At 64.5% G+C, this 23,690-nt stretch carries 15 protein-coding genes and 5 pseudogenes; 12 read left to right on the forward strand and 8 right to left on the reverse strand.

The genetic code is table 11. The features are described 5' to 3' along the window. Positions 1-276 precede the first annotated feature (276 nt). Complete coding sequence (locus BVER_RS06045) at positions 277-2,172, forward strand: AAA family ATPase (protein WP_050452513.1); 1,896 nt, start codon at positions 277-279, stop codon at positions 2,170-2,172. Here the strand turns inward: BVER_RS06045 and BVER_RS06050 are convergent. Continuing rightward, positions 2,169-3,068, reverse strand: coding sequence for a LysR family transcriptional regulator (locus BVER_RS06050; protein WP_050452514.1), 900 nt, complete (start codon positions 3,066-3,068; stop codon positions 2,169-2,171). The two genes, BVER_RS06045 and BVER_RS06050, sit on opposite strands and share 4 nt — an antisense overlap. Positions 3,069-3,166: 98 nt before the next feature. On the opposite strand from BVER_RS06050, the pseudogene BVER_RS06055 reads away from it, so the two are divergent. From BVER_RS06055 to BVER_RS06075, 5 genes and pseudogenes are all read left to right on the forward strand, one after another. Beyond that, positions 3,167-4,057, forward strand: a pseudogene (locus tag BVER_RS06055) (HpcH/HpaI aldolase/citrate lyase family protein). A gap of 24 nt (positions 4,058-4,081) precedes the next feature. Then, positions 4,082-5,272 carry a CaiB/BaiF CoA transferase family protein gene (locus tag BVER_RS06060; protein ID WP_050452515.1) on the forward strand — a complete coding sequence of 397 codons (1,191 nt, stop codon included), beginning with the start codon at positions 4,082-4,084 and terminating at the stop codon, positions 5,270-5,272. Between the two features lie 41 nt (positions 5,273-5,313). Then, the gene (locus tag BVER_RS06065; protein ID WP_050452516.1) at positions 5,314-6,114 is read left to right on the forward strand and encodes an amidohydrolase family protein; all 801 of its coding nucleotides are present in this window, start codon (positions 5,314-5,316) and stop codon (positions 6,112-6,114) included. A gap of 36 nt (positions 6,115-6,150) precedes the next feature. Then, positions 6,151-7,515 (forward strand): short-chain fatty acid transporter, encoded by a 1,365-nt coding sequence (locus tag BVER_RS06070; RefSeq protein ID WP_050452517.1) that lies wholly within the window; start codon positions 6,151-6,153, stop codon positions 7,513-7,515. 14 nt (positions 7,516-7,529) lie between these two features. Then, positions 7,530-8,861: a 2-hydroxycarboxylate transporter family protein gene (locus tag BVER_RS06075; RefSeq protein WP_083452057.1), complete on the forward strand. Its 1,332-nt coding sequence runs from the start codon at positions 7,530-7,532 to the stop codon at positions 8,859-8,861. Here BVER_RS06075 and BVER_RS06080 read toward each other — a convergent pair. Beyond that, positions 8,818-9,705, reverse strand: coding sequence for a class I SAM-dependent methyltransferase (locus BVER_RS06080; RefSeq protein ID WP_050452519.1), 888 nt, complete (start codon positions 9,703-9,705; stop codon positions 8,818-8,820). The genes BVER_RS06075 and BVER_RS06080 overlap by 44 nt on opposite strands. A gap of 207 nt (positions 9,706-9,912) precedes the next feature. On the opposite strand from BVER_RS06080, the gene BVER_RS06085 reads away from it, so the two are divergent. The 5 genes and pseudogenes from BVER_RS06085 (at position 9,913) to BVER_RS06105 (ending at position 16,377) form a co-directional block, all read left to right on the forward strand. Continuing rightward, complete coding sequence (locus BVER_RS06085) at positions 9,913-11,319, forward strand: aspartate aminotransferase family protein (RefSeq protein WP_050452520.1); 1,407 nt, start codon at positions 9,913-9,915, stop codon at positions 11,317-11,319. Positions 11,320-11,362: 43 nt separating this feature from the next. Further along, entirely contained in the window at positions 11,363-11,860 is a 498-nt protein-coding gene (locus tag BVER_RS06090) for an Lrp/AsnC family transcriptional regulator (protein ID WP_050452521.1), read from the forward strand. Positions 11,861-11,942: 82 nt separating this feature from the next. Continuing rightward, positions 11,943-13,398, forward strand: a pseudogene (locus BVER_RS06095) (NAD-dependent succinate-semialdehyde dehydrogenase). Between the two features lie 258 nt (positions 13,399-13,656). Then, the gene (locus tag BVER_RS06100) at positions 13,657-14,670 is read left to right on the forward strand and encodes an ABC transporter substrate-binding protein (protein ID WP_198155165.1); all 1,014 of its coding nucleotides are present in this window, start codon (positions 13,657-13,659) and stop codon (positions 14,668-14,670) included. A gap of 63 nt (positions 14,671-14,733) precedes the next feature. Next, on the forward strand, positions 14,734-16,377 hold the full coding sequence (locus tag BVER_RS06105; RefSeq protein WP_050452530.1) for a GMC family oxidoreductase: 1,644 nt from the start codon (positions 14,734-14,736) through the stop codon (positions 16,375-16,377). On the opposite strand, the pseudogene BVER_RS06110 reads toward BVER_RS06105, so the two are convergent. The 6 genes and pseudogenes from BVER_RS06110 to BVER_RS06135 all read right to left on the reverse strand — a co-directional run bounded on the left by BVER_RS06110 (position 16,374) and on the right by BVER_RS06135 (position 22,610). Then, positions 16,374-17,811, reverse strand: a pseudogene (locus BVER_RS06110) (aldehyde dehydrogenase family protein). The gene BVER_RS06105 and the pseudogene BVER_RS06110 overlap by 4 nt on opposite strands. Positions 17,812-17,820: 9 nt before the next feature. Next, positions 17,821-18,606, reverse strand: a complete 786-nt coding sequence (locus BVER_RS06115) for an ABC transporter permease (RefSeq protein ID WP_050452523.1) — start codon at positions 18,604-18,606, stop codon at positions 17,821-17,823. After that, positions 18,603-19,396, reverse strand: a pseudogene (locus BVER_RS06120) (ABC transporter permease). Before BVER_RS06120 ends, BVER_RS06115 begins: the two are co-directional and overlap by 4 nt. Further along, positions 19,393-20,727 (reverse strand): NAD(P)/FAD-dependent oxidoreductase, encoded by a 1,335-nt coding sequence (locus tag BVER_RS06125; RefSeq protein WP_050452531.1) that lies wholly within the window; start codon positions 20,725-20,727, stop codon positions 19,393-19,395. Before BVER_RS06125 ends, BVER_RS06120 begins: the two are co-directional and overlap by 4 nt. Positions 20,728-20,753: 26 nt before the next feature. Next, a complete protein-coding gene (locus tag BVER_RS06130) occupies positions 20,754-21,467 on the reverse strand; it encodes an HAD-IA family hydrolase (RefSeq protein ID WP_050452524.1) in 714 nt (237 codons plus the stop codon). An 82-nt stretch (positions 21,468-21,549) separates the two neighbouring features. Beyond that, positions 21,550-22,610, reverse strand: a pseudogene (locus BVER_RS06135) (ABC transporter ATP-binding protein). Between the two features lie 100 nt (positions 22,611-22,710). Here BVER_RS06135 and BVER_RS06140 point away from each other — a divergent pair. Further along, positions 22,711-23,682 carry a LysR family transcriptional regulator gene (locus BVER_RS06140; protein WP_050452525.1) on the forward strand — a complete coding sequence of 324 codons (972 nt, stop codon included), beginning with the start codon at positions 22,711-22,713 and terminating at the stop codon, positions 23,680-23,682. Positions 23,683-23,690: the final 8 nt, after the last annotated feature.

The following is a 23,690-nucleotide window of genomic DNA, read 5'->3' on the forward strand; positions in this document are numbered from 1 at the left end:
TGTATCGGCTAATCCCGGGAAATTGAAGGGGCGCGGGCCTCGGCGGGCGTTCGGCACGGTCGTGCGCCGCGACGCTGGTTTGAGAATAAGCGGTTCCGCGCACGGACATGGGTTTTCGGCGCCCGCAACATTCGTACCCTGCGCCCGGCATCGGCATCGGCATGGCTAAAATTAGCGCGCGATCAAGACGCGTTCGCGGCCTTTTGCCTGAGGAAAAGCCCACGATGACAGCGGGCCTGCGTGCATCGCAAAAGCATCGAACGAAGACGACACCCCATGAAACCGGGAAAGAACAGATTCCGCACCCGCCGCAGCCGACGCTTCGTGTTCGTCGCGCTGGCCGTCCTGCTGAGCGCCGCGCTGGCGATCGGCGGATCGCTGGCGCTGCGGCACGACGACGGCGCGAAGCCCGAAAACCCGCTGCCGTCGACCAGCGTCGCCTACGAAATGCGTCATGACGCCACGCTCTGGGCGCACACAGAGAAAGACGCGTCGCACATGCTCGAGGATATCCACGAGAAGCACGTCGCGGCGATCGGCGTGGCGCTGGACGCGTTTCTCGTGTCGACGAAAGACGGCAAGCGCTACTTCGTCACAGATCGCTACGCGACCTTTTCGCAATCGCTGCTGCTGAATCCGGCCAAGGGCGAGCCCGCGCCGGATTATCAACTCGTATGGCTGCCGAACGCGTCGGTCGGCGCGCAGGCGGGGCTCGCGCCGCTGCTCGCCACGCTGCGCGATTCGGCCAGCATGCTGGTGTCGCTCCTGATGCTCGGCGTCATGTTCTGGTTCGTGCGCCGCGAAATGAAGGGCGATTTCACCCTGCTCTCCGATCCGCCCGACGTCTCGTTCGACGACGTGATCGGCGCCGGCGAAGCGAAAGCGGCGCTCGAAGACATCAAGGCGTACTTGCGCGATCCGAAATCGTTCACGCGGATGGGCATTCGTCCGCCGTGCGGCGTGCTGATGACCGGCGGTCCCGGCGTCGGCAAGACGCGGCTCGCGCAGGCGCTGGCGGGCGAATGCGGCGCGCAGTTCATCGCCATCACCGGCAGCTTTTTCAGCGCGAAGTATTACGGCGTGGGCATCCAGAAGGTCAAGCATCTGTTCCGGATGGCGCGCAAGCGCGGGCCGGTCGTGATCTTTATCGACGAAGCCGACGGGCTCGACGCGCGTACGAACGGCGCGGCCGGTTCTGCCGATGCCGAAAGCAACCGCATCATCAATCAGCTGCTCGCGGAGATAGACGGCTTCGAGAAGAACGAAGGCGTGATCCTGGTCGCCGCGACCAATTTCCCCGACAACCTCGACGAGGCGCTGCGCCGGCCGGGACGCTTCGACCGCATCGTGCAGGTGCGTCTGCCGGACGTCGCGGATCGCGTGAAGATTTTCGAGTACTACCTCGGCAAGCTGCCGTCGCGCGCCGCCGATATCGACTGCGATCAGCTCGCGCGTCTGACGGTCGGGCTGTCGCCGGCGTCGCTGTCGATGATCGTCAATCAGGCGGGACTGATCGCGCGCAAACAGGGCGCGAGCGTCGTCGGCGCGGATCATCTACGCGAGGCGATAAAGGTCGTGCGGATCGGCGACAAGAGCGGCATGGAGCAGGCGCTCGATCCCGACGAAGTGCGGCGCGTCGGCGTGCACGAAGCCGGTCACGGCATCGTCGCGGCGCTCCTGGGCGCGGGCGTGCTCGAAGAACTGACGATTCTGCCGCGCGGCGGCGCGCTGGGCATGGCGCTCATCACCAAGCCGCAGGACAAGCATCTGTACCGACGCAGCGAGCTGGAAAAGGAACTGATGGTGCTGCTCGGCGGCCGCAACGCGGAACTGCTGATGTTCGGCGAGGCATCGAGCGGCGCGGCGCAGGATTTGCAGGAAGCGTCGCGGATCGGGCTGGAGATGGTGTCGCGTTTGGGCTTCGGCAGCGGCGGCAGCCTGTTCAGCCTCGCCGCGCTCCCGCGCGATGCGGCAAGCCTGCAACTCGACGGCGCGATCGAACAGGCGGACATGCTGCTTCGGGAGATGAACGAACGCTGCTTCGAGCTGCTGAAGCGCAATGAAAGCATCCTGCGCGAAGTGACCACGGAGTTGTCGAAGTCGGAGACGATTCCCGGCTCCTACGTCTACGATCTGATCGAAAAACACGCCGCAGCGCAGCCGATCGTCTAGCGTTTCTTTTTCGCCGTAACGGCACTCGACGCAACAGCATCGTCCGCGCATTCCAGCAGGCCGCGAATCAGCCGCCAGCGCGGCGAGGCGCGTTGCCACACCACGCCGAAACGCCGCGCCTCGGTCGGCACCGGCAAAGGCAGCCGCGCGACCGACAGCGCCGCCGTCATCGGCGACACGATATCCGGCACCAGCGACACACCCAGCCCGCGATCCACCATCATCGCGATCGCCATCAGCGCGTTCAGCTCGAACAACTCGTGCGGAACGATCCGTGCTGCCCGCAAATACTGATCGGCCTGTTTGCCGCCACCGAGCGAGCGGTCGTAGCGAATGAACGGTTCGCGCCGCAGCAATTCGTGCGGATCGGCCTTCGCGAGCCGCGCGGGCGCGAGCACGACGAGCGGTTCCTCGCGCAGCAGATGCCAATCGTAAGCCTTCGGCAAGGCGAACGGCGGATGCAGGCAAATGGCGGCATCGAGATCGCCGCGCTGCAAGGTGTCGTACAACTCCATCGACGTGCCCGCGCGAATCAGCACCTTGGCGCGCGGAAAAGCGTGCGCGAAATTCGCGAGCGTATCCGGCAGCAAACTCAAAAGCGCGGTAGTAATGGTGCCGATGCGCAATTCGCCCGCCGCCTCGCCTTCGAGCGCATTGGCTTTCAGATCGGCGAAATCGGCGACCAGACCGCGCGCGCGTTCGATCACGCGATGCCCCGCCTCGGTCGGAATCACCGTGCGGCCCGCGCGCACGAACAGCGTGACGCCGAGTTCGCGCTCCAGTGCCTGCATTTGCTGGGCGATGGCGGCGGGCGTCACGCCGACGCGACGCGCGGCTTCGGCCATCGAGCCGGTGTCGACGACGAGCAGCAGATTGCCGAGAAAGGCGACGTCCATCGATAGATTCGCTTTGGTTTAAAGATAGGACCGGATAGTTTATCTAAAACGTGGCCGTCCGTAGACTGGCCGCAATATCTAAAAATGAAGGGAGACGCATGAGAAGCAAGCTCTTCGTCCCGGCCTCGCGCCCGGAACTCTTCGCCAAGGCGCTCGCCAGCGCCGCCGACGCACTTTCGTTCGATCTGGAAGACGCGGTCGCTCCCGAGCGCAAGCCGCAGGCGCGCGCCGATCTGCGCACGCTGCTCGCGACCGACGACGCGCTCGCCACCGACAAGACGCTGATCGTGCGCGTCAACGCGCTGGACACGCCGCATTTCGCCGCCGATATCGACGCGGTCGCGCGCAACGGCGTATCGCTGATCAATCTGCCGAAACCCGAATCCGCCGATGACGTGCGCGCCGCCGCCGCCGCGCTGGAGGCCACCGAACGCGCCAACGGCGTCACCGCGCCGATCGGCTTGCTGCTGAATGTCGAGACGCCGCGCGCGCTGCGCCTCGCGGCCGAGATGGCGGCGCGCATCCGCGTGTCGCGGGTCTGCAGCTCGGTCTGGGCGATCTGTTCGAGCCGCTCGGCATCGCGCGGCGCGAGACCTTCGCCATTCAGGAAGCGATGTTTTCGCTGCGCATGGCGGCTGGCGAAGCGGGCGTGTTCGCCTACGACACCGCGTTCGCCAACATCAAGGACGCCGATGGCTTTCGCGCCGAAGCGCAGATGGCGCGCGCGTTCGGTTTCATCGGCAAGAGCTGCATTCATCCGAGCCAGATCGCGATCGCCAACGACGTGTTCCGCCCGAGCGATGACGACATCGCGCATGCGGTGCGCGTGGTCGTCGCCGCGCGCGATGCGGACGCTCAAGGCGTCGGCGCCTATGTCGTCGATGGCCGGATGATCGATCCGCCCTTCGTCGAGCGCGCGCGTGCTGGTGCAGGACGCGACGCGGCTCGGGCTGCTGTCGGAAGAGCAGCAGGCCAGCATCGCTAATTAAGGCATCAAAGAGGAAACGCAAGTCATGGAACAGAACGTTGGACGCGGCGGGCCGCTGACCGGCGTGCGCGTGCTCGATCTGAGCGCGTATATCGCGGGACCGTACGGCTGCACGCTGCTCGCAGATCAGGGCGCGGAAGTCATCAAGATCGAACCGCCGACCGGCGACAATCTGCGCAAATATCCGTCGACGCTCGAAGCCGAAAGCCGCGCGTTTCTCGGCGTGAATCGCGGCAAGCGCGGCATCGTGCTCGATCTGAAACAGCGCGAGGCGCTCGACGTGCTGATCTCGCTCGTCAAGGAAGCGGACGTGCTCGTGCACAACTTCCGCCCGAGCGTGCCGGCGCGGCTCGGTATCGCGTATGAACAGTTGCGCGCGATCAATCCGCGTCTGATCTACTGCGCGGTGACGGGTTACGGCGACAGCGGCCCGAACAAGGACAAGGCCGGCTACGACCAGGTTCTCCAGACGATGACCGGCATGTGCACGCTGCAAGGCCCGAAAGACGGCCCGCCGGAAGTGCTGTACGGTTCCGTCGTCGATTACTATGCGGCGGCGCTGGTGTCGTCGAGCGTGGCGTCGGCGCTGTTCGCGCGCGAGAAGAGCGGCGAAGGGCAATATGTCGGCGTATCGCTGCTGCGCAGCGCGCTGACGATGCAATCCGCGCGCATGATCTGGGCCGACAGCGAACCGAAGGACGTTGGCCGCGACATGCGATCGGGCGGCATCACCGGCATTCATCCGACGCGCGAAGGTTATCTGTATCTGTCCGCGAACACGCCGCACTTCTGGAAATCGCTGTGCGAACTCACCGGCTTGCAGGCAATCGCGAACGACGAGCGCTACGACACGGTGCGCAAGCGCGCGATTCATCGCGATGAAATCGTGCCGCAATTGCACGCGGCGCTCGCGCAACGCTCCGCGCTCGAATGGGAAGCGCTGTTCGGCGAAGCGGTGCCGTGTTCGGCGGCGCGCAGCATCGAAGACATGTTCGACGATCCGCAAGTGCTGGCCGAAGACATGGTCGCGCGTTACGAGTATCCGGGCGTGGGCGCGTACCGCGGCTTCAAGCATCCGGTACGCTTCGGCGCGACGCCCTTGCCCGAGCCGTTCGCCGCGCCCGCATTCGGCGAGCACAGCGACGCGCTGCTGCGCGAAGCGGGCCTGAGCGACGAACAGATCGCGGCCCTGCGTGCCCAAGGCGCGGTACTGTAAAAGCCTCGAGCGCCCGATAAGAACAGACCGGAGACAACGCGATGAAGTGCGACTCTCACATCCATATCTATGACCGCGCGTTTCTGAGCGACCCGAACGCGCACGGTTTCGTCGACGGCGCCGATGTCGCCGCGTATCGCAAGATACAGGCGCGCATCGGCACGGAGCGCGTCGTCATCGTCACGCCGCGCTGCTACGGCACCGACAACGCCGTGACGGTCGATGCGATCCGCCAGCTCGGTATCGAGAATGCGCGCGGCGTCGCGGTGCTGCATCCCGACGTCACCGATGCCGAACTCGCCGCGCTGCACGCAGGCGGCATCCGCTTCACGCTGTACACGCCGAAGAACGCGGCGGTCAGCTTCGATATGGTCGAGCCGCTGGCGCATCGCATCGCGCCATTCGGCTGGCATATGCAATTGCATTGGACTGCAGAACAACTCGTCGAGCACGAAGCGATGCTGCGCCGTCTGCCCTGCACGATGGTGTTCGATCATCGCGCGCGTCTGCCGCTGAAAGACGGCATGCAGCACGCGGCGTTCGATATCGTGCGCTCCCTCGCCGATGCAGGCCGCGCGTGGATCAAACTCTCCGGTCCGTATCTCGATTCGGCGGTCGGTCTCGCCGGCCGTTACGCCGATATCGCGCCGATGGCGCGCGCCTGGGTCGATGCCGTGCCCGAGCGTCTGGTGTGGGGCGGCGACTGGCCGCACGTCACCGAAACGCACAAGCCCGACGACGCGATGCTGCTCGATCTGCTGACCGACTGGGCGCCCGACGACGCGACGCGCGAACGCATCCTCGTCACGAATCCCGCCGTGCTGTACGGCTTTTCACTCTAAACGACTCTAAAAACGATAACGACAGGAGACTGCACCATGAAATCCACCACCGCGCCCGATCCGGTGCGCAAGACGCGCTTCACCGAATCGACCATCCGGCTGTTCGAGCGCACCATTCCCGATCCGTTCGTGCTGGCGATCCTGATCACCGCCGTGGTCGCGGTGCTGTCGGCGATCTTCGCGCCGCACGCGACGCTGCCGAAGATGCTGTCCGGCTGGTACAAGGGCTTCTTCGATATCTTCACCTTCGCGTTTCAGATCACGCTCGTGCTGGTGACGGGTCACGCGTTCGCGCATGCGCCGCCGGTGCAGCGCGTGCTGAAGGCGCTGGTCTCGTTCGCGCGCACGCCCGCGCAGGCAGCCGGACTCACCTTCGTGCTGGTCGCGCTGACGTCGTTCTTCAACTGGGGCATGGGGCTGGTCGTCGCGGCGCTGCTGGCGCGCGAAGTCGCCAAGCGCATGCGGGTGGATTTCGCGTGGATCGTCGCGGCGGGCTTTTCCGGCTGGGTCGTGTGGGCGAGCGGCATTTCGAGTTCCATCGCGCTGGCGCAATCGACGCCCGGCAGTTCGATGAACGTCGTGCAGAAGCTCACGGGCACCGTGCTGCCCTTCGGCGAACTGGTGTTCACGCGCTTCAATCTCGTGCCGACCTTCGGGATGATCGTCGCAATGCCCTTCCTGCTCGCGTGGCTCAAGCCGCGCGACGAAGACGCCGTCGTGCTCGACACCGCGAAACATCCCGACGAGCCGGTGCGCAAGCGTCCCGAAGGCAAGCTGTCGTTCGCGCGCAAGATCGAATATTCATGGCTCGGCTCGGCGTTCATCGGCGCGGCGGGCATCGGCTTGATCGTGCTGACGCAGTTTCAGCACATTGCGTTTTCGGGCGTGAATGCGGTGATCTTCGTGATGTTTATCGCCGGCGTGGTCCTGCACGGCTATCCGCTCGCCTATGCGGACGCCATCAAGAACGCCGCCAAGCAAACCGGTTCGATGATGCTCCAATACCCGTTCTACGGCGGCATCATGGGCATGATGGACGCGACCGGCCTGCCCGATGTGATCTCGCACTTCTTCATCGCGATCTCGAACGCGCACACGCTGCCGTTCTGGAGCTACGTGTGTTCGCTGATCGTCACGTTCTTCATTCCGAGCGGCGGCGGCCACTGGGCGGTGCAAGGTCCGTTCGTGGTGCCCGCGGCGGTCGCGCTGCACGCCTCGGTTCCCGCCACGACGATGGCCGTCGCGATGGGCGAGCAGGTCTCGAACATGATGCAGCCGTTCTGGGCCGCGCCGGTCGTCGCGATGGCGGGCGTCGGCGTGCAGCGCGTGCTCAGCTTCACGGTGATGACATTCGCGCTCGGCCTCGTCGTCTATGGTGCAGCGCTGCTGATTTTCGTATGAACGGAGACGAATCGATGAAGTCCGCGACGCAACCGGTGCAGCACGACGCGCAAGGCCTGAAAGAGCGCTGGTGGCGCGTGTTCGACGTGCGCATCGGCGCGATGCCGCTGCCCGTCTATGTGCTGCTGATCGCCGTGCTCGCCGCGATGACGCTGCACGGCAAGCTCGCCGCCGATCTGCCGACGGGCATCGCGCTGGTCGCGGTCGGCGGTTTCACGTGCGCCGAACTCGCCAAGCGCATTCCGTGGATTCGCCATATCGGCGCGACCTCGATCTTCGGGGCTTTCATCCCGTCGATGCTGGTCTACTACAAGATCATGCCCGAGCCGATCACCAAGGCCGTGACGACCTTCACGAAGCAGTCGAACTTCCTGTATCTGTTTATCGCGGCGATCATCGTCGGCAGCGTGCTGAGCATGGACCGGCAGACGCTGGTGAAGGGCTTCGTGTGCATCTTCATTCCGGTCGCGGCGGGATCGGTCGCGGCCGCGTGCGTCGGCACCGCTGTCGGCACGGCGCTCGGGCTGGATCTGAAGCACGCGTTGTTCATGGTCGTGGTGCCGATCATGGCGGGCGGCGTCGGCGAAGGCGCGTTGCCGCTGTCGGCGGGCTATGCGCAAATTCTCGGCGTCGAGCAAGGGCCGCTGTTCGCGCAGGCGCTGTCGGCGGTGATGCTCGGCAATATCGCAGCGATCTGCTGCGCCGGTCTGCTGAGCTATCTCGGCTCGCGTCGTCCGAATCTGACCGGCAACGGGCGTCTCACCATCGACGATACGCACGACGAGATCGCGGATACGAAAGGCCCGTCGTTCGAATTCGACGTGAGCTCGGTGGCGGCCGCGAGCGCGACGGCGATCGCGTTCTATCTGGTCGGCGTGCTGAGTCATCAATATTTCGACTGGCCCGCGCCGGTCGTGATGCTCGTGCTGGTGGTGGCGGCGCAGTTCTTCGCGCTGGTCTCGCCGCGCGTGCGAGGCGGCGCGCGCTTCATGTACGGCTTCTTCTCGACCGCCGTCACCTATCCGCTGATGTTCGCCATCTCGGTCGCGATGACGCCGTGGGGCGAAATCGTCGCGGCGTTCCATTGGGTGAATATCGTGACGGCCGTGTCGACGGTGCTGACGCTGATCGGCACCGGCTTCGTGGTCGCGCGCTGGACGGGCATGTATCCGGTCGAAGCGGCCATCGTTAACGCGACGCACAGCGGCCTCGGCGGAACCGGCGATGTGGCCATTCTCACGGCCGCGAATCGCATGGAGCTGATGCCGTTCGCGCAGATCGCGACGCGTATCGGCGGCGCGATTACGGTGATGATTGCGCTGGCGGCGTTTGCCTATCTGCGCTGATCGACGCGATCAGCAGTTCTTCCGCGTTCGCTGGCGGACGCAAACCATTGGCGCGATCCGCGAAGTAACGCGCGGTGAGTTCATCGGCGCTGACGTGATGTGCGGTGGCGAAACCGGCGTCGAGCGCCATCGCGCGAATCTCGTCCGGCATGAAAAAGCTGATGAACGGCGTGCCGCTCGCCCGCGCGCCCTTCTCGGCCATCTCCAGACCGGGCCGTACGTCGGGCGCGGCCATATCGATCGGCAACAGGAAAGTCATCGCCAGCGTCGAGCCGAGCGCGAGCGACGCGACTTCGCGCATCGCCGCGAGATTCGCCTCGCGCGTCAGATACATGCTGACGCCCGTCGATACGACGACCGCCGGTTGGCTCGCATCGAAACCGTGCTGCACGAGCGTGTCGCGCCAGCGCTCGCCTGCCTCGAAATCGACCGGCACGAAACGCAGCCGGTCCGGCACGCCGAATCCCGCTTCGATCAGACGCTCGCGCTTCCAGGCCTGCGGCGCGGGCTGATCGACTTCGAAGATCGTCAGCCGCGGCGCGATATCCGCGCGACGCTGCGCGAAGCTGTCGAGCCCCGCGCCGAGGATCACGTACTGCGCGAGTCCGCGCGCCGCCTGCCCGATCACGAGATCCTCGATAAAGCGCGCCCGCGCGACGATCGACGCGCGAAACGGCCGCGTGAAGTCCGGGTCCATGTCGCCGCGCGCGCGCCAGCCATCGCCGGGCGCGAGCAGTTGCAGGCCGATGCGGTCGTCCAACACATGCGGCGGCGCGTCGATTTCGGCGTGCAGCGCGCGCCACAGGGCGACGCGGGCGGCAGTTGGTTCGGGGGCGAGATTCATGCGCGACGCTCCGGGTCCAAGTCCGGCGATTATCGCCGAGCGCGGCTTTCGGCAAGTTTGTCCGACGCCGCAGCACAAAATGCTGTCCGCCCGCGCAAAACGCGGCAATTGCGCTTTTCCGTGCTTTATTTGCCAATGCGGACGATGCGCCTCTCCCGATAGTATGGAACGTCCAACCGTCCATTCCGCGCAAAGAGAGAACCGCTCATGTCGATCCAGTCGCTCATCGAATCCGACCGTCAGCATCTGATTCACCCCGTCATCAACTATCGCGCGCACGAGGCGCGTGGCGTCACCGTGCTGGATTCCGCGCACGGCGTCTATCTGCGCGATATCGAAGGCCGAGAGTTGCTCGACGCCTTCTCCGGCCTCTGGTGCGTGAACACCGGCTACGGTCACGCGAGCATTGTCGAGGTCGCGGCGAAGCAGATGGCCAAGCTCCCCTACGCGACCGGCTATTTCCACTTCGGCTCGGAACCCGCCATCGAACTCGCGGCGAAGCTGGTCGAACTCGCGCCCAAGTCGCTGCAACACGTCTATTTCACGCTCGGCGGATCGGATGCGGTCGATTCCGCGCTGCGCTTCATCACGCATTACTACAACGCCACGGGCCGTCCGGCGAAGAAGCATTTCATCGCGCTGCAACGCGGTTATCACGGCTCGTCGTCGATCGGCGCGGGGATGACGGCGCTGCCCGCGTTCCATCGCAACTTCGATCTGCCGCTGCGCACGCAACATCACATTCCGTCGCCGTATGCGTATCGCAACGATTTCGCCGATGACGCCGCGCTGATCGCCGCGTCCGTCGCCGCGCTCGAAGCGAAGGTCGCCGAACTCGGCGCGGACAATGTGGCCGCCTTCTTCTGCGAGCCGATTCAGGGCTCGGGCGGCGTGATCGTGCCGCCGGCAGGCTGGCTGAAAGCGATGCGCGAAGCCTGCCGCAAGCTCGACATCCTGTTCGTCGCCGACGAAGTGATCACCGGCTTCGGCCGCACCGGCCCGCTGTTCGCATGCGAAGGCGAAGGCGTCGAGCCGGATCTGATGACGGTCGCCAAGGGCCTCACCGCCGGTTACGCGCCGATGGGCGCGGTGCTGATGTCCGACAAGGTGTATCAGGGCATCGCGGACGGCGACGCGAGCGCGCCGGTCGGTCACGGCTACACGTATTCGGCGCATCCGGTGAGCGCGGCGATCGGTCTGGAAGTAATGCGTCTCTATCACGAAGGCGGGCTGCTCGCGAACGGTCAGGCGCGCGCGCCGCAATTCGCGCAAGGGCTGGACGCGCTGCTCGCGCATCCGCTGGTCGGCGATTCGCGGCATCGCGGATTGCTGGGCGCGCTCGAACTCGTGTCGGACAAGGACAGCAAGCGCGGCTTTGATGCATCGCTCAAGCTGCCGGACCGGATTGCCTCGGCGGCCTATAAGAACGGACTCGTGTTCCGCGCGTTCGGCAACAACATCCTCGGCTTCGCGCCGGCGCTGTGCTACACGGAAAGCGAATTCGAACTGATGTTCGAGCGCCTGACCAAAACGCTCGACGACGTGCTCGCCGACGCCGACGTGCGCGCGGCGCTCAAGCCCGCCGGCACGGCCAAGCCGCGCGCGGCTGCGTGATACCATCGGGCGACTGCCGACATGCGATACCCGACCTTCCGCGATGAGCAACGACGTCAAGCTGGACCGAATCGATCTGCGTATTCTCACGCAGTTGCAGAAGCGCGGACGCATCACCAATGTCGAGCTCGCGGAAGCCGTCGGACTGTCGCCCAGTCCTTGCCTGATTCGCGTGAAACGGCTGGAGAAGGCCGGGTATATCGTCGGCTACGGCGCGCAGATTCAACTGGAGAAGCTCGGCGACGTGCAGGTGGTTTTCACCGAGATCACGCTCGCCGATCATCGCCGCGAGGATTTCGTGCGCTTCGTCGATGCGGTCAGACATGTCGACGAGATCGTCGAATGCCATCTGGCGAGCGGCGGATACGACTATCTGCTCAAGTTCGTCACCCGCAGCGTCAGTCATTACCAGAACATCATCGAAGGACTGCTCGAGCGCAATATCGGCATCGAGAAGTACTTCAGCTACGTGATCATCAAGACGGCGTTCGTGAAGTCGGGTTATCCGCTCGAAACGCTGTTCTCGCAACATCATCATTGAGGCGTGTGCCTCGCCCCTTTTCCCTCGTTCGCGTCACGCCTTCGCGCGTGATGTCATCGCACGTCAGTACACGGAGACCATCATGACTCAACGCTTCACGCTGGAAGATCTGATCAAGGCCGATAACTTCATCGACGGCAAATGGATGCCCGCCGCCAGCGGCAAACGCTTCGCCGTCACCGATCCGGCGACGGGCAAGGTGATCGTGCAAGTGGCCGACAGCGGCGCCGCCACCGATGCCGCCGCGCGCGCGTTTCCCGCCTGGCGCGACACGCTGCCGAAGGATCGCGCGGCGGTGCTGCATCGCTGGCACGCGCTGATGATCGAAAACGCCGATGTGCTCGGCCGCCTGATCTCGCTGGAACAAGGCAAGCCGTTCGCCGAAGGCAAAGGCGAAGTGATGTACGGCGCATCGTACGTGGCCTGGTTCGCGGACGAAGCCACGCGCATCTATGGCGACATCATTCCGCAGCAGGCGCGCGGCAAGCGCATGAGCACAATCAAGGAGCCGGTGGGCATCGTCGCGGCGATCACGCCGTGGAATTTCCCGCTCGCGATGATCGCGCGCAAGATCGCGCCGGCGCTCGCGGCCGGTTGCACGGTGGTCGGCAAGCCCGCCGAAGACACGCCGCTGACGGCGCTCGCGCTGGTGATGCTCGCGCACGAAGCGGGCGTGCCGGCGGGCGCGCTGAACCTGATCAGCGCATCGCGCGAGAACGCCGTGGAAGCCGTCAAGGACTGGCTCGACGACGGCCGCGTGCGCAAGATCACCTTCACCGGTTCGACGCCGGTCGGCAAGTATCTCGCGCGCGAATCGGCGGCGACGCTCAAGAAGCTGTCGCTCGAACTGGGCGGCAACGCGCCGTTCATCGTCTTCGACGACGCCGATCTCGATGCCGCCGTCGCCGGTCTGATGGCCGCGAAATTCCGCAACGGCGGACAAACCTGCGTGTGCCCGAATCGCGTGTACGTGCAGTCTTCCGTGTACGAGAAGTTCGGCGATCTGCTGGCCAAACGCGTCGGCGCGCTGAAGGTCGCCGCCGCCACCGACCCGGACGCGCAGATCGGCCCGATGATCAACACGCGCGCCGTCGAGAAGATCGCCCGCCATGTGGACGACGCCATCGAACGCGGCGCGCGCGCTGACCGGCGGCAAGCGTCTGAGCGAACGGGGCGAGAACTGGTACGCGCCGACCGTGCTCGCCGATGCGACGCCCGACATGCAGTTGAGCTGCGAGGAAACCTTCGGCCCGGTCGTGCCGCTGTTCCGCTTCGACGACGAAGCCGAAGCGATCCGCGCCGCCAACGACACGCCGTTCGGCCTCGCGTCGTACTTTTATAGCCAGGACGTGCGACGTATCGATCGCGTGTCGCGGGCGCTGGAGGCGGGCATCGTCGGCATCAACGAAGGCGCGATTTCGAGCGAAGCCGCGCCCTTCGGCGGCGTGAAGGAATCGGGCTACGGCCGCGAAGGTTCCAAGTACGGTCTGGACGATTATCTGTCGATCAAATATCTCTGCCAGGGCGGTCTGGAGTAAACCCGCACCCGACGCCGGAGCGTCCGTGACCTGTGCGCTGACATAACCTCAGGTCATGGACACTCCAACAATTCCGGCGTTGCTCCGCTCTATTTGACTCAATATATTTTTATCACCCCTGCACCGTTTCCGTCCGGTCGTTTCGGGCGGGGACGCGTGTCATGTCAAGACGTCCATCGCTTCAACCTTGTTCGAGGATACGCCGTGATGAATATTGCAAGGTCGCGCAGTTCGCGCTTCGCTTTACGCCCGCTGGTCATGACTTTATTGCTGGGCATCGCGGGCACGTCGCCCGCATTCGCCGCCGGCAAGATCACCTTCGTGTCGCAAGGCGGCGCCTATCAGGAAGCGCAGACCAAGGCGATTCTCGATCCGGCCGCGAAGCAACTCGGCATCACCGTGAATCAGGACAGCATTCCCGATGCATGGCCGCAGATCAAGGCGCAAGCCGCGACCGGCAAGCCGATCTGGGACGTGGTCGATACGCCGACCTCGAACTGTCTGCGCGGCGGCCGCGAAGGCCTGCTGGAAAAGCTCGATTTCTCGAAGATCCCGAACGCCGCCGCGATGCCGGAGAAATACCGCACGCCGTATTCCGCCGCGTACGAGTTCTATTCGACCGTCATCGGCTACAACAAGAAGAACTTGAAGAAGGTGCCGCAAAGCTGGAAGGATTTCTGGGACGTGAAGAACTTCCCCGGCACGCGCGCGCTGCGCAACGATCCGATGACCGTGCTCGAAGCCGCCCTGCTCGCCGACGGCGTGCCGCGCGACAAGCTCTATCCGCTGGATGTGGATCGCGCGTTCAAGAAGCTCGATCAGATCAAACCGGACATCACCGTTTGGTGGACCTCGGGCGGCCAGTCGGCGCAATTGTTGCATGACGGCGAAGTCGACATGACGATGATCTGGAACGGCCGCGCCAGCGCCATGATGAAGGACGATCCGGACGTTGGCTTCACCTTCAACGACGGCATTCTGCAAAACACGCAGCTTTGCGTGCTGAAGAACGCGCCGAATCTGAACGACGCAATGCGCTTCCTGAACGCCGCGTTCTCGCCGGAATTGCAGGCGAATCTGCCGCAGTTTATCGATTACGGTCCGGGCAATCCGGCCGCGTTCAAGACGGGCAAAATCAGCGACAAGCGCGCCGCCAAACTGCCGAGCTCGCCCGCGAATGCCGCGAAGCAAGCGCTGATGCAGGAAGACTGGTGGGCATCGGACGCCGGCATTCAGGCCAAGGCGCGCTGGCTCAAGTTCATGCAGCAATAAACGCTTTATCTCCTCTGATTTCCCCGCGCGCCGCTTCAGGTGCGCGGGTTTCCTTCGTACAACGTGATCGACTATCTGATTCTGGGCGGCGGCTCGGCCGGCTGCGTGCTGGCCGCGCGTTTATCCGAAGACGACAACGCGAGCGTCTGCCTCGTCGAAGCGGGCCGCAACATCTCCGCCCACGCGATGCCCGATGCCGTGCGCAGCCGCTATCCCGGCCGCGCGTATCTGGACACCCGCAATATCTGGCAAACGTTGAAGTCGCGCATGAGCGCGCGCGGCGCGATCCGCCGATACGAACAGGCGCGCATTCTCGGCGGCGGCTCGGCGATCAACGCGCTGATGGCCAATCGCGGCGCGCCCGCCGATTACGACGAATGGGACACGCTCGGCGCGGCCGGATGGAACTTGGCGTCGTGCCTGCCGTATTTCCGCAAGCTCGAAAACGACTGCGATTTCAGCGACGATCGTCACGGCAACGATGGACCGCTGCGCGTCGAGCGCACCCAATGGCCGCGCATTTCGCCGTTCGTGCGCGCGGTACTGAAGACGCTCGGCGAAAACGGTTACGCCTTGCGCGACGATCAGAACGGGCCGTGGGAAGACGGCACCTTCATCGGATCGATTGCGAAGAGCGACAAGGGCGAGCGCATTCCGACGTCCGTCTGCTACCTCGACGACACCGTTCGCGCGCGCCGCAATCTGTCGATCCGCACGGATGCGCTCGTCGAACGCGTGCTGTTCGACGGCACGCGTGAGGACGTGCTGGCGCGGCGCGTGATCGTGAGCGCGGGCGCGATTCATAGTCCCGCGCTGCTGATGCGCAGCGGCATCGGCCCGGCGGACGCGTTGACGAAGCTCGGCATCGACGTGATCGCGGATCGCGCGGGCGTCGGCGGCAATCTGATGGAGCATCCGTCGATCGCGGTGTCCGCGTTTTTGCCGCGCGAGGCGCGCACGCCGTTTCCCGACGAGCATCACGAACAGGCGATCGTGCGCTTTTCCTCCGGCCTGCCCGATACCGTTCCCGGCGACATGCACGGCGCGATTCTGTCGCGCTCGGGATGGCATTCGGTCGGTTATCGGCTGGGCACGATCTTCTTTTGGGTCAACAAGTCGTATTCGCGCGGGCGCGTGACGTTGACATCATCGAATGCCGCCGATGAACCGAAGGTCGAGTTCTCGATGCTCTCCGATAAACGCGATCTCGAACGCCTGAAGCTCGCGTTGCGCTTCGGCGCGCGGACGCTGGCGTCGTCGTCGATGCAGGGGCATTGCGATGTAATCTTTCCGTCGAGCTATTCGCCGCGCGTCGCGGCGGTCGCGGTGCCGGGCACATGGAACGCGATGCAGCGCGGCGCGTTGAGCGGCCTGCTCGATGTGGCCGGACCGTTGCGCGGCGCGTTGATCAAGGGCGTCGTGACGCAAGGCGTGAGCATCGACGAACTGCTCGCCGACGATGCCGCGATGACCGAATTCGTCACGCGCAATGTCGGCGGGACGTGGCATCCGTCGGGCACATGCAAAATGGGCGCGGCGAACGATCCGCTCGCCGTCACCGATGCGCATGGCGCGGTCTATGGCGTGGAAGGATTGCACGTCTGCGATGCATCGCTGATGCCGTCGATTCCGTGCGCCAACACCAACGTGCCGACGATCATGATCGCGGAGCGCATCGCGGACGCGCTCCGCGGCACGGCGAATTAATCGCCGTAGCCGACGATCCCCTTCACTTCCGGAAACGCCTCCAGCCCCCATTCGGCATACTCGCGTCCGTTGCCGGATTGCTTGTATTCGCCGAACGGCGAGCCCGGATCCCACGCCGGATAGTTCACGTAGACGCTGCCCGCGCGCATGCGCATGCGCATCGCGACGCGGCGCGCGCGTGCCTGATCCGCCGATTGCACGTATGCGGCGAGACCGAACGGCGTATCGTTGGCGATCGCGATGGCTTCCTCTTCGTCGCGATACGGCATGATGGCGAGCACCGGCCCGAAGATTTCCTCGCGCGCGATGGTCATCGACGGCACGACGTTGGCGAACACGGTCGGCTTCACGTAATAACCGCGATCGAGTCCTTCCGGCCGGCCGACGCCGCCGGCGACCACCGTCGCGCCCTCTTCGATGCCGACGCCAATCAAGCGCTGCACGCGGTCGAACTGAACCTCGCTGACCACCGGCCCCATCGTCGTCGTGTCCGACGATTCCGCCGGTCCCACGCGCAGCGCGCTGGCCGCCCGTGCGGCGATCCGTATCGCTTCGTCGTGACGCGATGCGGGCACTAGCATGCGCGTCGGCGCATTGCACGATTGCCCGCTATTGCCGAAGCACGAATTCACGCCCGCCGTGACGGCGGCTTCGAAATCCACATCGTCGAGCAGGATGTTCGCGGACTTGCCGCCCAATTCCTGATGCACGCGCTTGACCGTCGGCGCCGCGAGCCGCGCGATCTCGATGCCCGCGCGCGTCGAGCCGGTAAACGACACCATATCGACATCGGGATGCGCCGCGAGCGCCGCGCCGACCGTCGGGCCATCGCCGTTGACGAGATTGAACACGCCTTTCGGCACGCCCGCCGCGTCGAGCATCTCGGCGAACAGCACGGCGTTCATCGGCGATACTTCGGCTCGGCTTGAGCACGATCGTGCAGCCCGCCGCGAGCGCGGGCGCGACCTTGCAGACGATCTGATTGATCGGCCAGTTCCACGGCGTGATCAACGCGCACACGCCGACGGCTTCGTGATTGACGAGCGTCGAGCCGCGCTTGCGCTGCCACGGAAAATCGCCCGCGGTACGGATCGTCTCTTCGAGATGACGCTTGCCGAGCGCCGCCTGCCACGCGTGCGAAAGCTTGGTCGGCGCGCCGATCTCGCGCGTGATGACATCGGCCATCTCGTCGTAACGCGCCATATACGCATCGAGGATGCGTTCGAGCAACGCGATGCGCGCATCGATCGAGATCTGCGAAAACGATTCGAACGCACGGCGCGCAGCAGCAACCGCGCGATCCGCATCGTGCGAATCGCCGAGCGCGACTTCGCCGATCGCCTCTTCCGTGCACGGATCGATCACGGGCAAGCGCTTGCTGCCGGACGGCTCGATCCATTCGCCGTCGATATAGAACTGCTGGAGATGTCGCATGGCGTGTGTTTAAGCTTGGATGGCGGAGCGTCGGCGGCTGACGACGACGAACATCACGAGGCACAAGGTCAGCGCGGTCAGCATCGTGCTGATGGCCGCGATGGTCGGATCGATCTCGTCGCGCAGCGTGACGAACATGCGGCGCGTGAGCGTCTGATTGTTGCCGCCCGAGACGAACAGCGCGACGACGGTTTCATCGAGCGCCTGAATGAACACGAAGACCATCGCGGAAATCACGCTCGCCTTGATCTGCGGCAGCGTCACGGTCATGAAGGCGCGAAAGCGGTTCATGCCGAGACTGCGCGCGACCATTTCCTGCGTGCGGTCGAAGGTGCGCAAATCCGCGCCCACCGAGATCAGCACGTATGGCAGGCCGAGCATCGTATCCGCGACGATCAAACCGGTCAGCGTGTTCACGTAACCCGCTTGCGTGAACACGAAGAACACGCCGACCGCGACGATGATGATCGGCAGCATCAGGAGCGTGCGCAGATAGCGCATCGACCAGTGCGAGCAGTATTGAATGCCGTACGCGGCCATGATGCCGAGCGGCGTCGCGATCAACGCCGCGCAGGACGATGCCGCGAAAGTCGTTTTAGCGGCATCGATCCAGGCGGGATTGTCGAAGAACGCGTGATACCAGCAGCGCAGCGAATAAGCCGGCGGCGGAAAGGTCAGAAAGCGCGCATCGGAGAACGACAAGGGCACGACGATGATCACGGGAATCATCAGAAACGCGAGGATCAGCGTGACCGATACGCCCAGCGTCACGCGGCCGAACGAGAGTTGGTTCATTTCGCCCCCAAGGTCTTTTCGAGCGGAATCACGCGGCTCACGGCGTAGAAATCAGTTCCGGCGTGATGTAGAAGCCCAGACACAGCACGAACACGAGCGTGACGCCGGCGAGCACGCCGCTCATCGACAGCGGCAGAAACACGCGCAAGAACACATGCACGGGCGATCCGCCGAGGCTCGCGCCCGCTTGCGACAGGTTCTGCGGAATCTTCTGCATCGCGGAGTACAGCGGCAGCACCATGAATGGTAGCAGAATATGCACCATCGCGATGATCGTGCCGAACTGGTTATACGACAGCTGCAAGGGCCGGTCGATCAAACCCATGCCCAACAGCGCCTTGTTGATGAGACCCGTCCGCTGCAACAGCACGAGCCATGCGTAAGTCCGTACGAGCACTCTGGTCCAGAACGGCAGAATCACCATGCCGAGCACCAGCGCACTCCAGCGCGGCGATATCGACGCGGCGAAATACGCCACCGGATAGCCGAGCAGCAAGGTGATCGCCGTCACGATGATCGACAGCTTGAAGGTCAGAAGAAACGTGTCGAGATAAGCGCCGGTAAAAACGCGCTTGTAGTTGGCAAGCGTGAAGCCGCCGTCGTGATAGATCGACTCCCACGAAAGCCACGCGAGCGGCACGACCAGCAGCACGATTACCACGAAGAGCGCGGGCGCCATCAACAGCAGCATCGTGCGGTCTTCGCGTTGCTGGTGGCGCACCGAAGGGTCGATCGTGGCGGCTGGCATCAAGGCGGGGTCCTGGAGAATCCGTTTGGCTGTCGTCATCATGCACCTACGGCGTCGAGAAACTGATACCACGCGGCGACGAGCCTGACGCCCGGCGCGCGCAGCGCGTGAAACGGCACGGGACGCAAGCCGTCCTGTGCGAGCATCGCGAGTTCGGGCGATTCGCCGAGCGCGAGCGCCGCCGCGTGCTGGCCGATCAGGCTCGCCATCGCGACGCCCGCGCCGTTGTAGCCGAGACAGAACACGGTCGCGTCATCGCTCTTGCCGACGTGCGGCAGCGCGTTGAACGTCATGCCCACATATCCCGACCATCGATACTCGACCGGCGTGTCCTTCAATTGCGGAAACAGCGCGACCATCGCGCGTTGCAGGGCGTCGAAGCCGGTCGGCTCGCCTTCCTTGCCGAACGCGTCGCGGCCGCCGAACAGCATGCGTCCGTCGACCTTGCGGAACCACTTCATCATGCGGCGCGTTTCGGTGTAGCTGCGGCGATTGACCATCAACTGCGCATCGAGTTCGGGCAACAGCTTGGCCGTGGCGATCATCGCGCTGCGGAACGGCACGAGTTCGCGATGATATGGCGCGGTCGCATCGGTCAGATTGGAATACGCGTTGGTCGCGACGATCACGCGTTTCGCGCGCACCGTGCCGCCGGGCGCTTTCAGCACGACGCGGCCATCTTCCGCACGCGACATGCCGATCACCGGCGTCGATTCGTAGATCGGCACGCCGCGCGCGGTCAGTCCGGCGGCCAGCCCGCGCACGTATTCGAGCGGCAGAATCGTGCCCGCGTCAGCGCTCAGCACGCCGCCGACGAAACCCTTCGAACCCGTCTCGTGCTCGATCTCCGCACGCGACTGAAACGTCATCGACGTATCCTTCAGCGTCGCGCGGACCCAGTCGGCTTCGGCGCGAATCGATGCCAGCGCGCGCTCCGTATGCGCGCATCGCAAGCTGCCGGTGTGCTCGAACTGCGCGCGCGTCAGCTTGAATTCGTCGATCAGCGATTCCACCGCGCGCACGCCGTCATGCGCGAGCCGATGCATGCGAATCGCCGTGTCGACGCCATGCGAATTCGCAATCGACGGAAACGACAGGCGAAACTTCGACGACACCACGCCGCCGTTTCGCCCGCTCGCGCCCCAGCCGACCGGATTCGCATCGAGCAGCGCGCATTCGACGCCGCGCTTTTGCAGCGCATACGCGGCGGTCAGCCCCGAATACCCCGCGCCGACGATCGCGACTTCGACATCGAGATCGCGCGCGAGCGGCGCGCCGCTCGATACGGGCGCGTCCATCGTGGGCACGCGTGCGGCCATCGCTCGCCAGAGCGAATCGGCATGCGGGCGCGGTTGGGTCGTCGGGGCACGCATGGTCATCGTCCTCGTTCGTCTCGGCCTTAGGCGGCGGCGCGGAGTTCGGCGTCCACGGCATCCGCGAGTTGTGCGAGTGTCGCGAACTTCCACGTCGGCGTCGTGACGGCTTCGGGCGTCGGCGTCGCGCCGAAACCCTTCATGCCCTGGCGACGCTCGATCCACGCGGTCTTGTAACCGAGCTGCGTCGCGATGCCGATATCGTGATACTGGCTCTGCGCCGTATGCAGAATCTCTTCGAACTTGTAGCCGAACGCCGCCTGACGGCCGCGGTTGTACGCGAAGAATTGCGGGTCCGGCTTGGCGACGCCGGTTTCGTCGCAGCAGACGGTATCGTCGAACGGATTGCCGAGCGTGTGCGCATACGCCGACAGCGCGACGCGATCCGCGTTGGTCATCGCGACAAGACGGAAGTGCTTGCGCAGACGCTTGAGCGCGGCGACGGAATCGTCGAACGCGGGCCAGTCGAGCACGTCGCGCTGAAAGGCGGAGGCGGACGTCGCGTCGTCGGGCAAGCCGAGTTTCTTCGCGAGATGCAGATAGACATTGGCCATTTCATGGCTCGAACGGCCGTAGAACTTCGCGCGCCCTTCCATGTACGGCTCGAAAATCTGATCGTCGGTCAGGTCCTTGGCCTTCGGTCCGCCTAAGCGTCGCACGGAATCGAGCACGCCTTTTTCGAAGTTGATCAGCGTGCCGACGACATCGAACGTCAGGACCTTGAAATCGGTGAGATTCATTGCTTCATCCTTTACGGTTTGCTTCTGCGTTTGAAGTCGAGATCGCCCGTGCACAGGCGCTCAGGGAAAAGAAAAAAGTCGTTTAAGCAGCCACCACGATGGTGTCCTGCGGATCGAGCGCGACGGTCATCGGCGCGCCGGGTTCGGGAATGCGTTTGCGGGCTTCGTGGCTGCTGGGCTGACGCAAGCTGATCGCGGTGCCGTCGGCGAGCGCGGCGAACACGCGCAGGCTTTCGCCCTGGTAAAGAATCTCGGTGACGCGACAGGTCAGACGATTCGCGTTCGCATGACGATTCTCGCCGTCGATGATCAGCTTCTCCGTCTGCACCGCGAGCAGCAGTTTTTCAGCGCGCGGCAGCGAATGCGCGGTGCGCAGAACGGTATCGCCGAGACGCACGGCAGCGTCGCCTCGCCGATGAAACTCGCGACGAAGGCATCGCACGGACGATCGTAAAGCCGCTCGGGCGTGTCGATCTGCACCAGCTTGCCGTCCTTGAGCACCGCGACGCGATCGCTCATCGTGAGGGCTTCGCGCTGATCGTGCGTCACGTTGACGATCGTCGCGCCCAACTGGCGATGCAGTCGGCGCAGTTCGATCTGCATGGTCTCGCGCAGCTGTTTGTCGAGCGCGGAGAGCGGTTCGTCCATCAGAATGAGCTGCGGCTTGAAGACCATCGCGCGAGCGAGCGCCACGCGTTGTTTCTCTCCGCCGGACAGTTGATGGATGCTGCGGTTTTCGTAGCCCTTGAGTTCGACCATCGCGAGCGCATCGGCGACGCGCGGGCCCCAGGTCGATTTCGGTTCGCGTCGCGCGCGCAGCGAGAAGGCGACGTTTTCGCCCACGGTCATATGCGGAAACAGCGCGTAGTTCTGAAACACGATGCCGATATCGCGCTTGTGCGGCGGCGCAAATGTAATGTCGCGTTCGCCGACCCAGACGCTGCCGGAGCTCGGCTGCACGAAGCCGCCGAGAATGCCGAGCAGCGTCGTCTTGCCCGAACCCGACGGCCCGAGCAGCGAGACGAACTCGCCCGGCGCGATATCGAGCGATACGTCGTCCAGCGCAGTCACCGCGCCGTAGCGCTTGGTGGCGGACCTGATTGACACTCCGGCGATTTTTGAAGCTGAGGCGCGTGCGTCCATGCCGTTTCTCTCGTCACTGGTGCGGATGTTGGAAAAAATATAAGGTGCGGCTTTTTTGACGGCAATTCCAAAATTGTTGGATCTGGCATAACATCAGGCCATGCCTAATCTGCGAAGAAAGCTGCCGAGCGCCAATGCGTTGTTCGTGTTCGAAGCCGTCGCGCGTTGCGGCAACTTCACGCGCGCGGCGCAGGAACTCTACGTCAGTCAGCCTGCCGTGAGCAGAATGCTCGCGCGCATGGAAGACCATATCGGCGTGCGGCTGTTCGAGCGCGTGCGCGGCGGTATCGAATTGACGGAAGACGGGCGGATTCTGTATCGCAAGATATCGGAGGGATTCAACAGTATCGAGAGCGCGATTCGCGAGATCGAGGCGCGTTCGACCGGCGTCGAAACCGTCACGCTGTCGGTGTCGACGGCTTTCACCACGCACTGGCTGATGCCGCGCATGAGCCGGCTGAATCGCGCGTTTCCATCGGTCGATCTGCGCTTTCAGCTGATCTCGGGGCGTATCGGCGGGCCACTGGTCGATGTCGATCTCGGCATGCGTTTTCTGCACGATGAAGAGATCGACGAAAACGCCGTGCTCGTGATGCCCGAAACGCTGCTGCCGCTGTCGAATCCCGGTTATCACGAGACCGCATCCAGCGAGTCGGGCCGCGCGCATGGCGACACCGTCATCGTCATGGACGACGAGGAGCGCGGCTGGCACGAGCGTTTTCATGCGTTCGCGTCGAAGGAACGTCACGCGGCCGGCATGCTCAGTTTCAACGATTACGCGATCGTCGTGCAGGCCGCGCTGCTCGGGCAAGGCATCGCACTCGGCTGGCTGAACGTGACATCGCACTGGCTGTCGCAGGGCGCGCTGGTGCCGGCGGAAGAAGAAATCATCGTGACGAGCCGGCGATGTTGCCTGCTGACGCCGCCGAATGGTCCGATGCGGCCCATCGTCGCGGATGTGCGCGACTGGCTGATCGAGGAAACGCGCAGCGATATGCGCGTGATCGACGGCCGCTATCCGAAGCTCGGCGTACGCGATGCGCTGAAGCAGACCGGCGTCGATATCGGCTGATTCCGTGA

This window comes from Candidatus Burkholderia verschuerenii (genome assembly GCF_001189365.1).
GTDB lineage: Bacteria > Pseudomonadota > Gammaproteobacteria > Burkholderiales > Burkholderiaceae > Caballeronia > Caballeronia verschuerenii.

What these genes read in the sequence shown, in the direction of transcription:
- BVER_RS06050 (WP_050452514.1), bottom strand. Translation starts at nt 3,068, where the DNA reads ATGGACGTCGCCTTTCTCGGCAATCTGCTGCTCGTCGTCGACACCGGC.
- BVER_RS06060 (WP_050452515.1), top strand. Translation starts at nt 4,082, where the DNA reads ATGGAACAGAACGTTGGACGCGGCGGGCCGCTGACCGGCGTGCGCGTG.
- BVER_RS06085 (WP_050452520.1), top strand. Translation starts at nt 9,913, where the DNA reads ATGTCGATCCAGTCGCTCATCGAATCCGACCGTCAGCATCTGATTCAC.
- BVER_RS06065 (WP_050452516.1), top strand. Translation starts at nt 5,314, where the DNA reads ATGAAGTGCGACTCTCACATCCATATCTATGACCGCGCGTTTCTGAGC.
- BVER_RS06125 (WP_050452531.1), bottom strand. Translation starts at nt 20,727, where the DNA reads ATGCGTGCCCCGACGACCCAACCGCGCCCGCATGCCGATTCGCTCTGG.
- BVER_RS06045 (WP_050452513.1), top strand. Translation starts at nt 277, where the DNA reads ATGAAACCGGGAAAGAACAGATTCCGCACCCGCCGCAGCCGACGCTTC.
- BVER_RS06115 (WP_050452523.1), bottom strand. Translation starts at nt 18,606, where the DNA reads ATGAACCAACTCTCGTTCGGCCGCGTGACGCTGGGCGTATCGGTCACG.
- BVER_RS06100 (WP_198155165.1), top strand. Translation starts at nt 13,657, where the DNA reads ATGACTTTATTGCTGGGCATCGCGGGCACGTCGCCCGCATTCGCCGCC.
- BVER_RS06090 (WP_050452521.1), top strand. Translation starts at nt 11,363, where the DNA reads ATGAGCAACGACGTCAAGCTGGACCGAATCGATCTGCGTATTCTCACG.
- BVER_RS06130 (WP_050452524.1), bottom strand. Translation starts at nt 21,467, where the DNA reads ATGAATCTCACCGATTTCAAGGTCCTGACGTTCGATGTCGTCGGCACG.
- BVER_RS06080 (WP_050452519.1), bottom strand. Translation starts at nt 9,705, where the DNA reads ATGAATCTCGCCCCCGAACCAACTGCCGCCCGCGTCGCCCTGTGGCGC.
- BVER_RS06140 (WP_050452525.1), top strand. Translation starts at nt 22,711, where the DNA reads ATGCCTAATCTGCGAAGAAAGCTGCCGAGCGCCAATGCGTTGTTCGTG.
- BVER_RS06070 (WP_050452517.1), top strand. Translation starts at nt 6,151, where the DNA reads ATGAAATCCACCACCGCGCCCGATCCGGTGCGCAAGACGCGCTTCACC.
- BVER_RS06075 (WP_083452057.1), top strand. Translation starts at nt 7,530, where the DNA reads ATGAAGTCCGCGACGCAACCGGTGCAGCACGACGCGCAAGGCCTGAAA.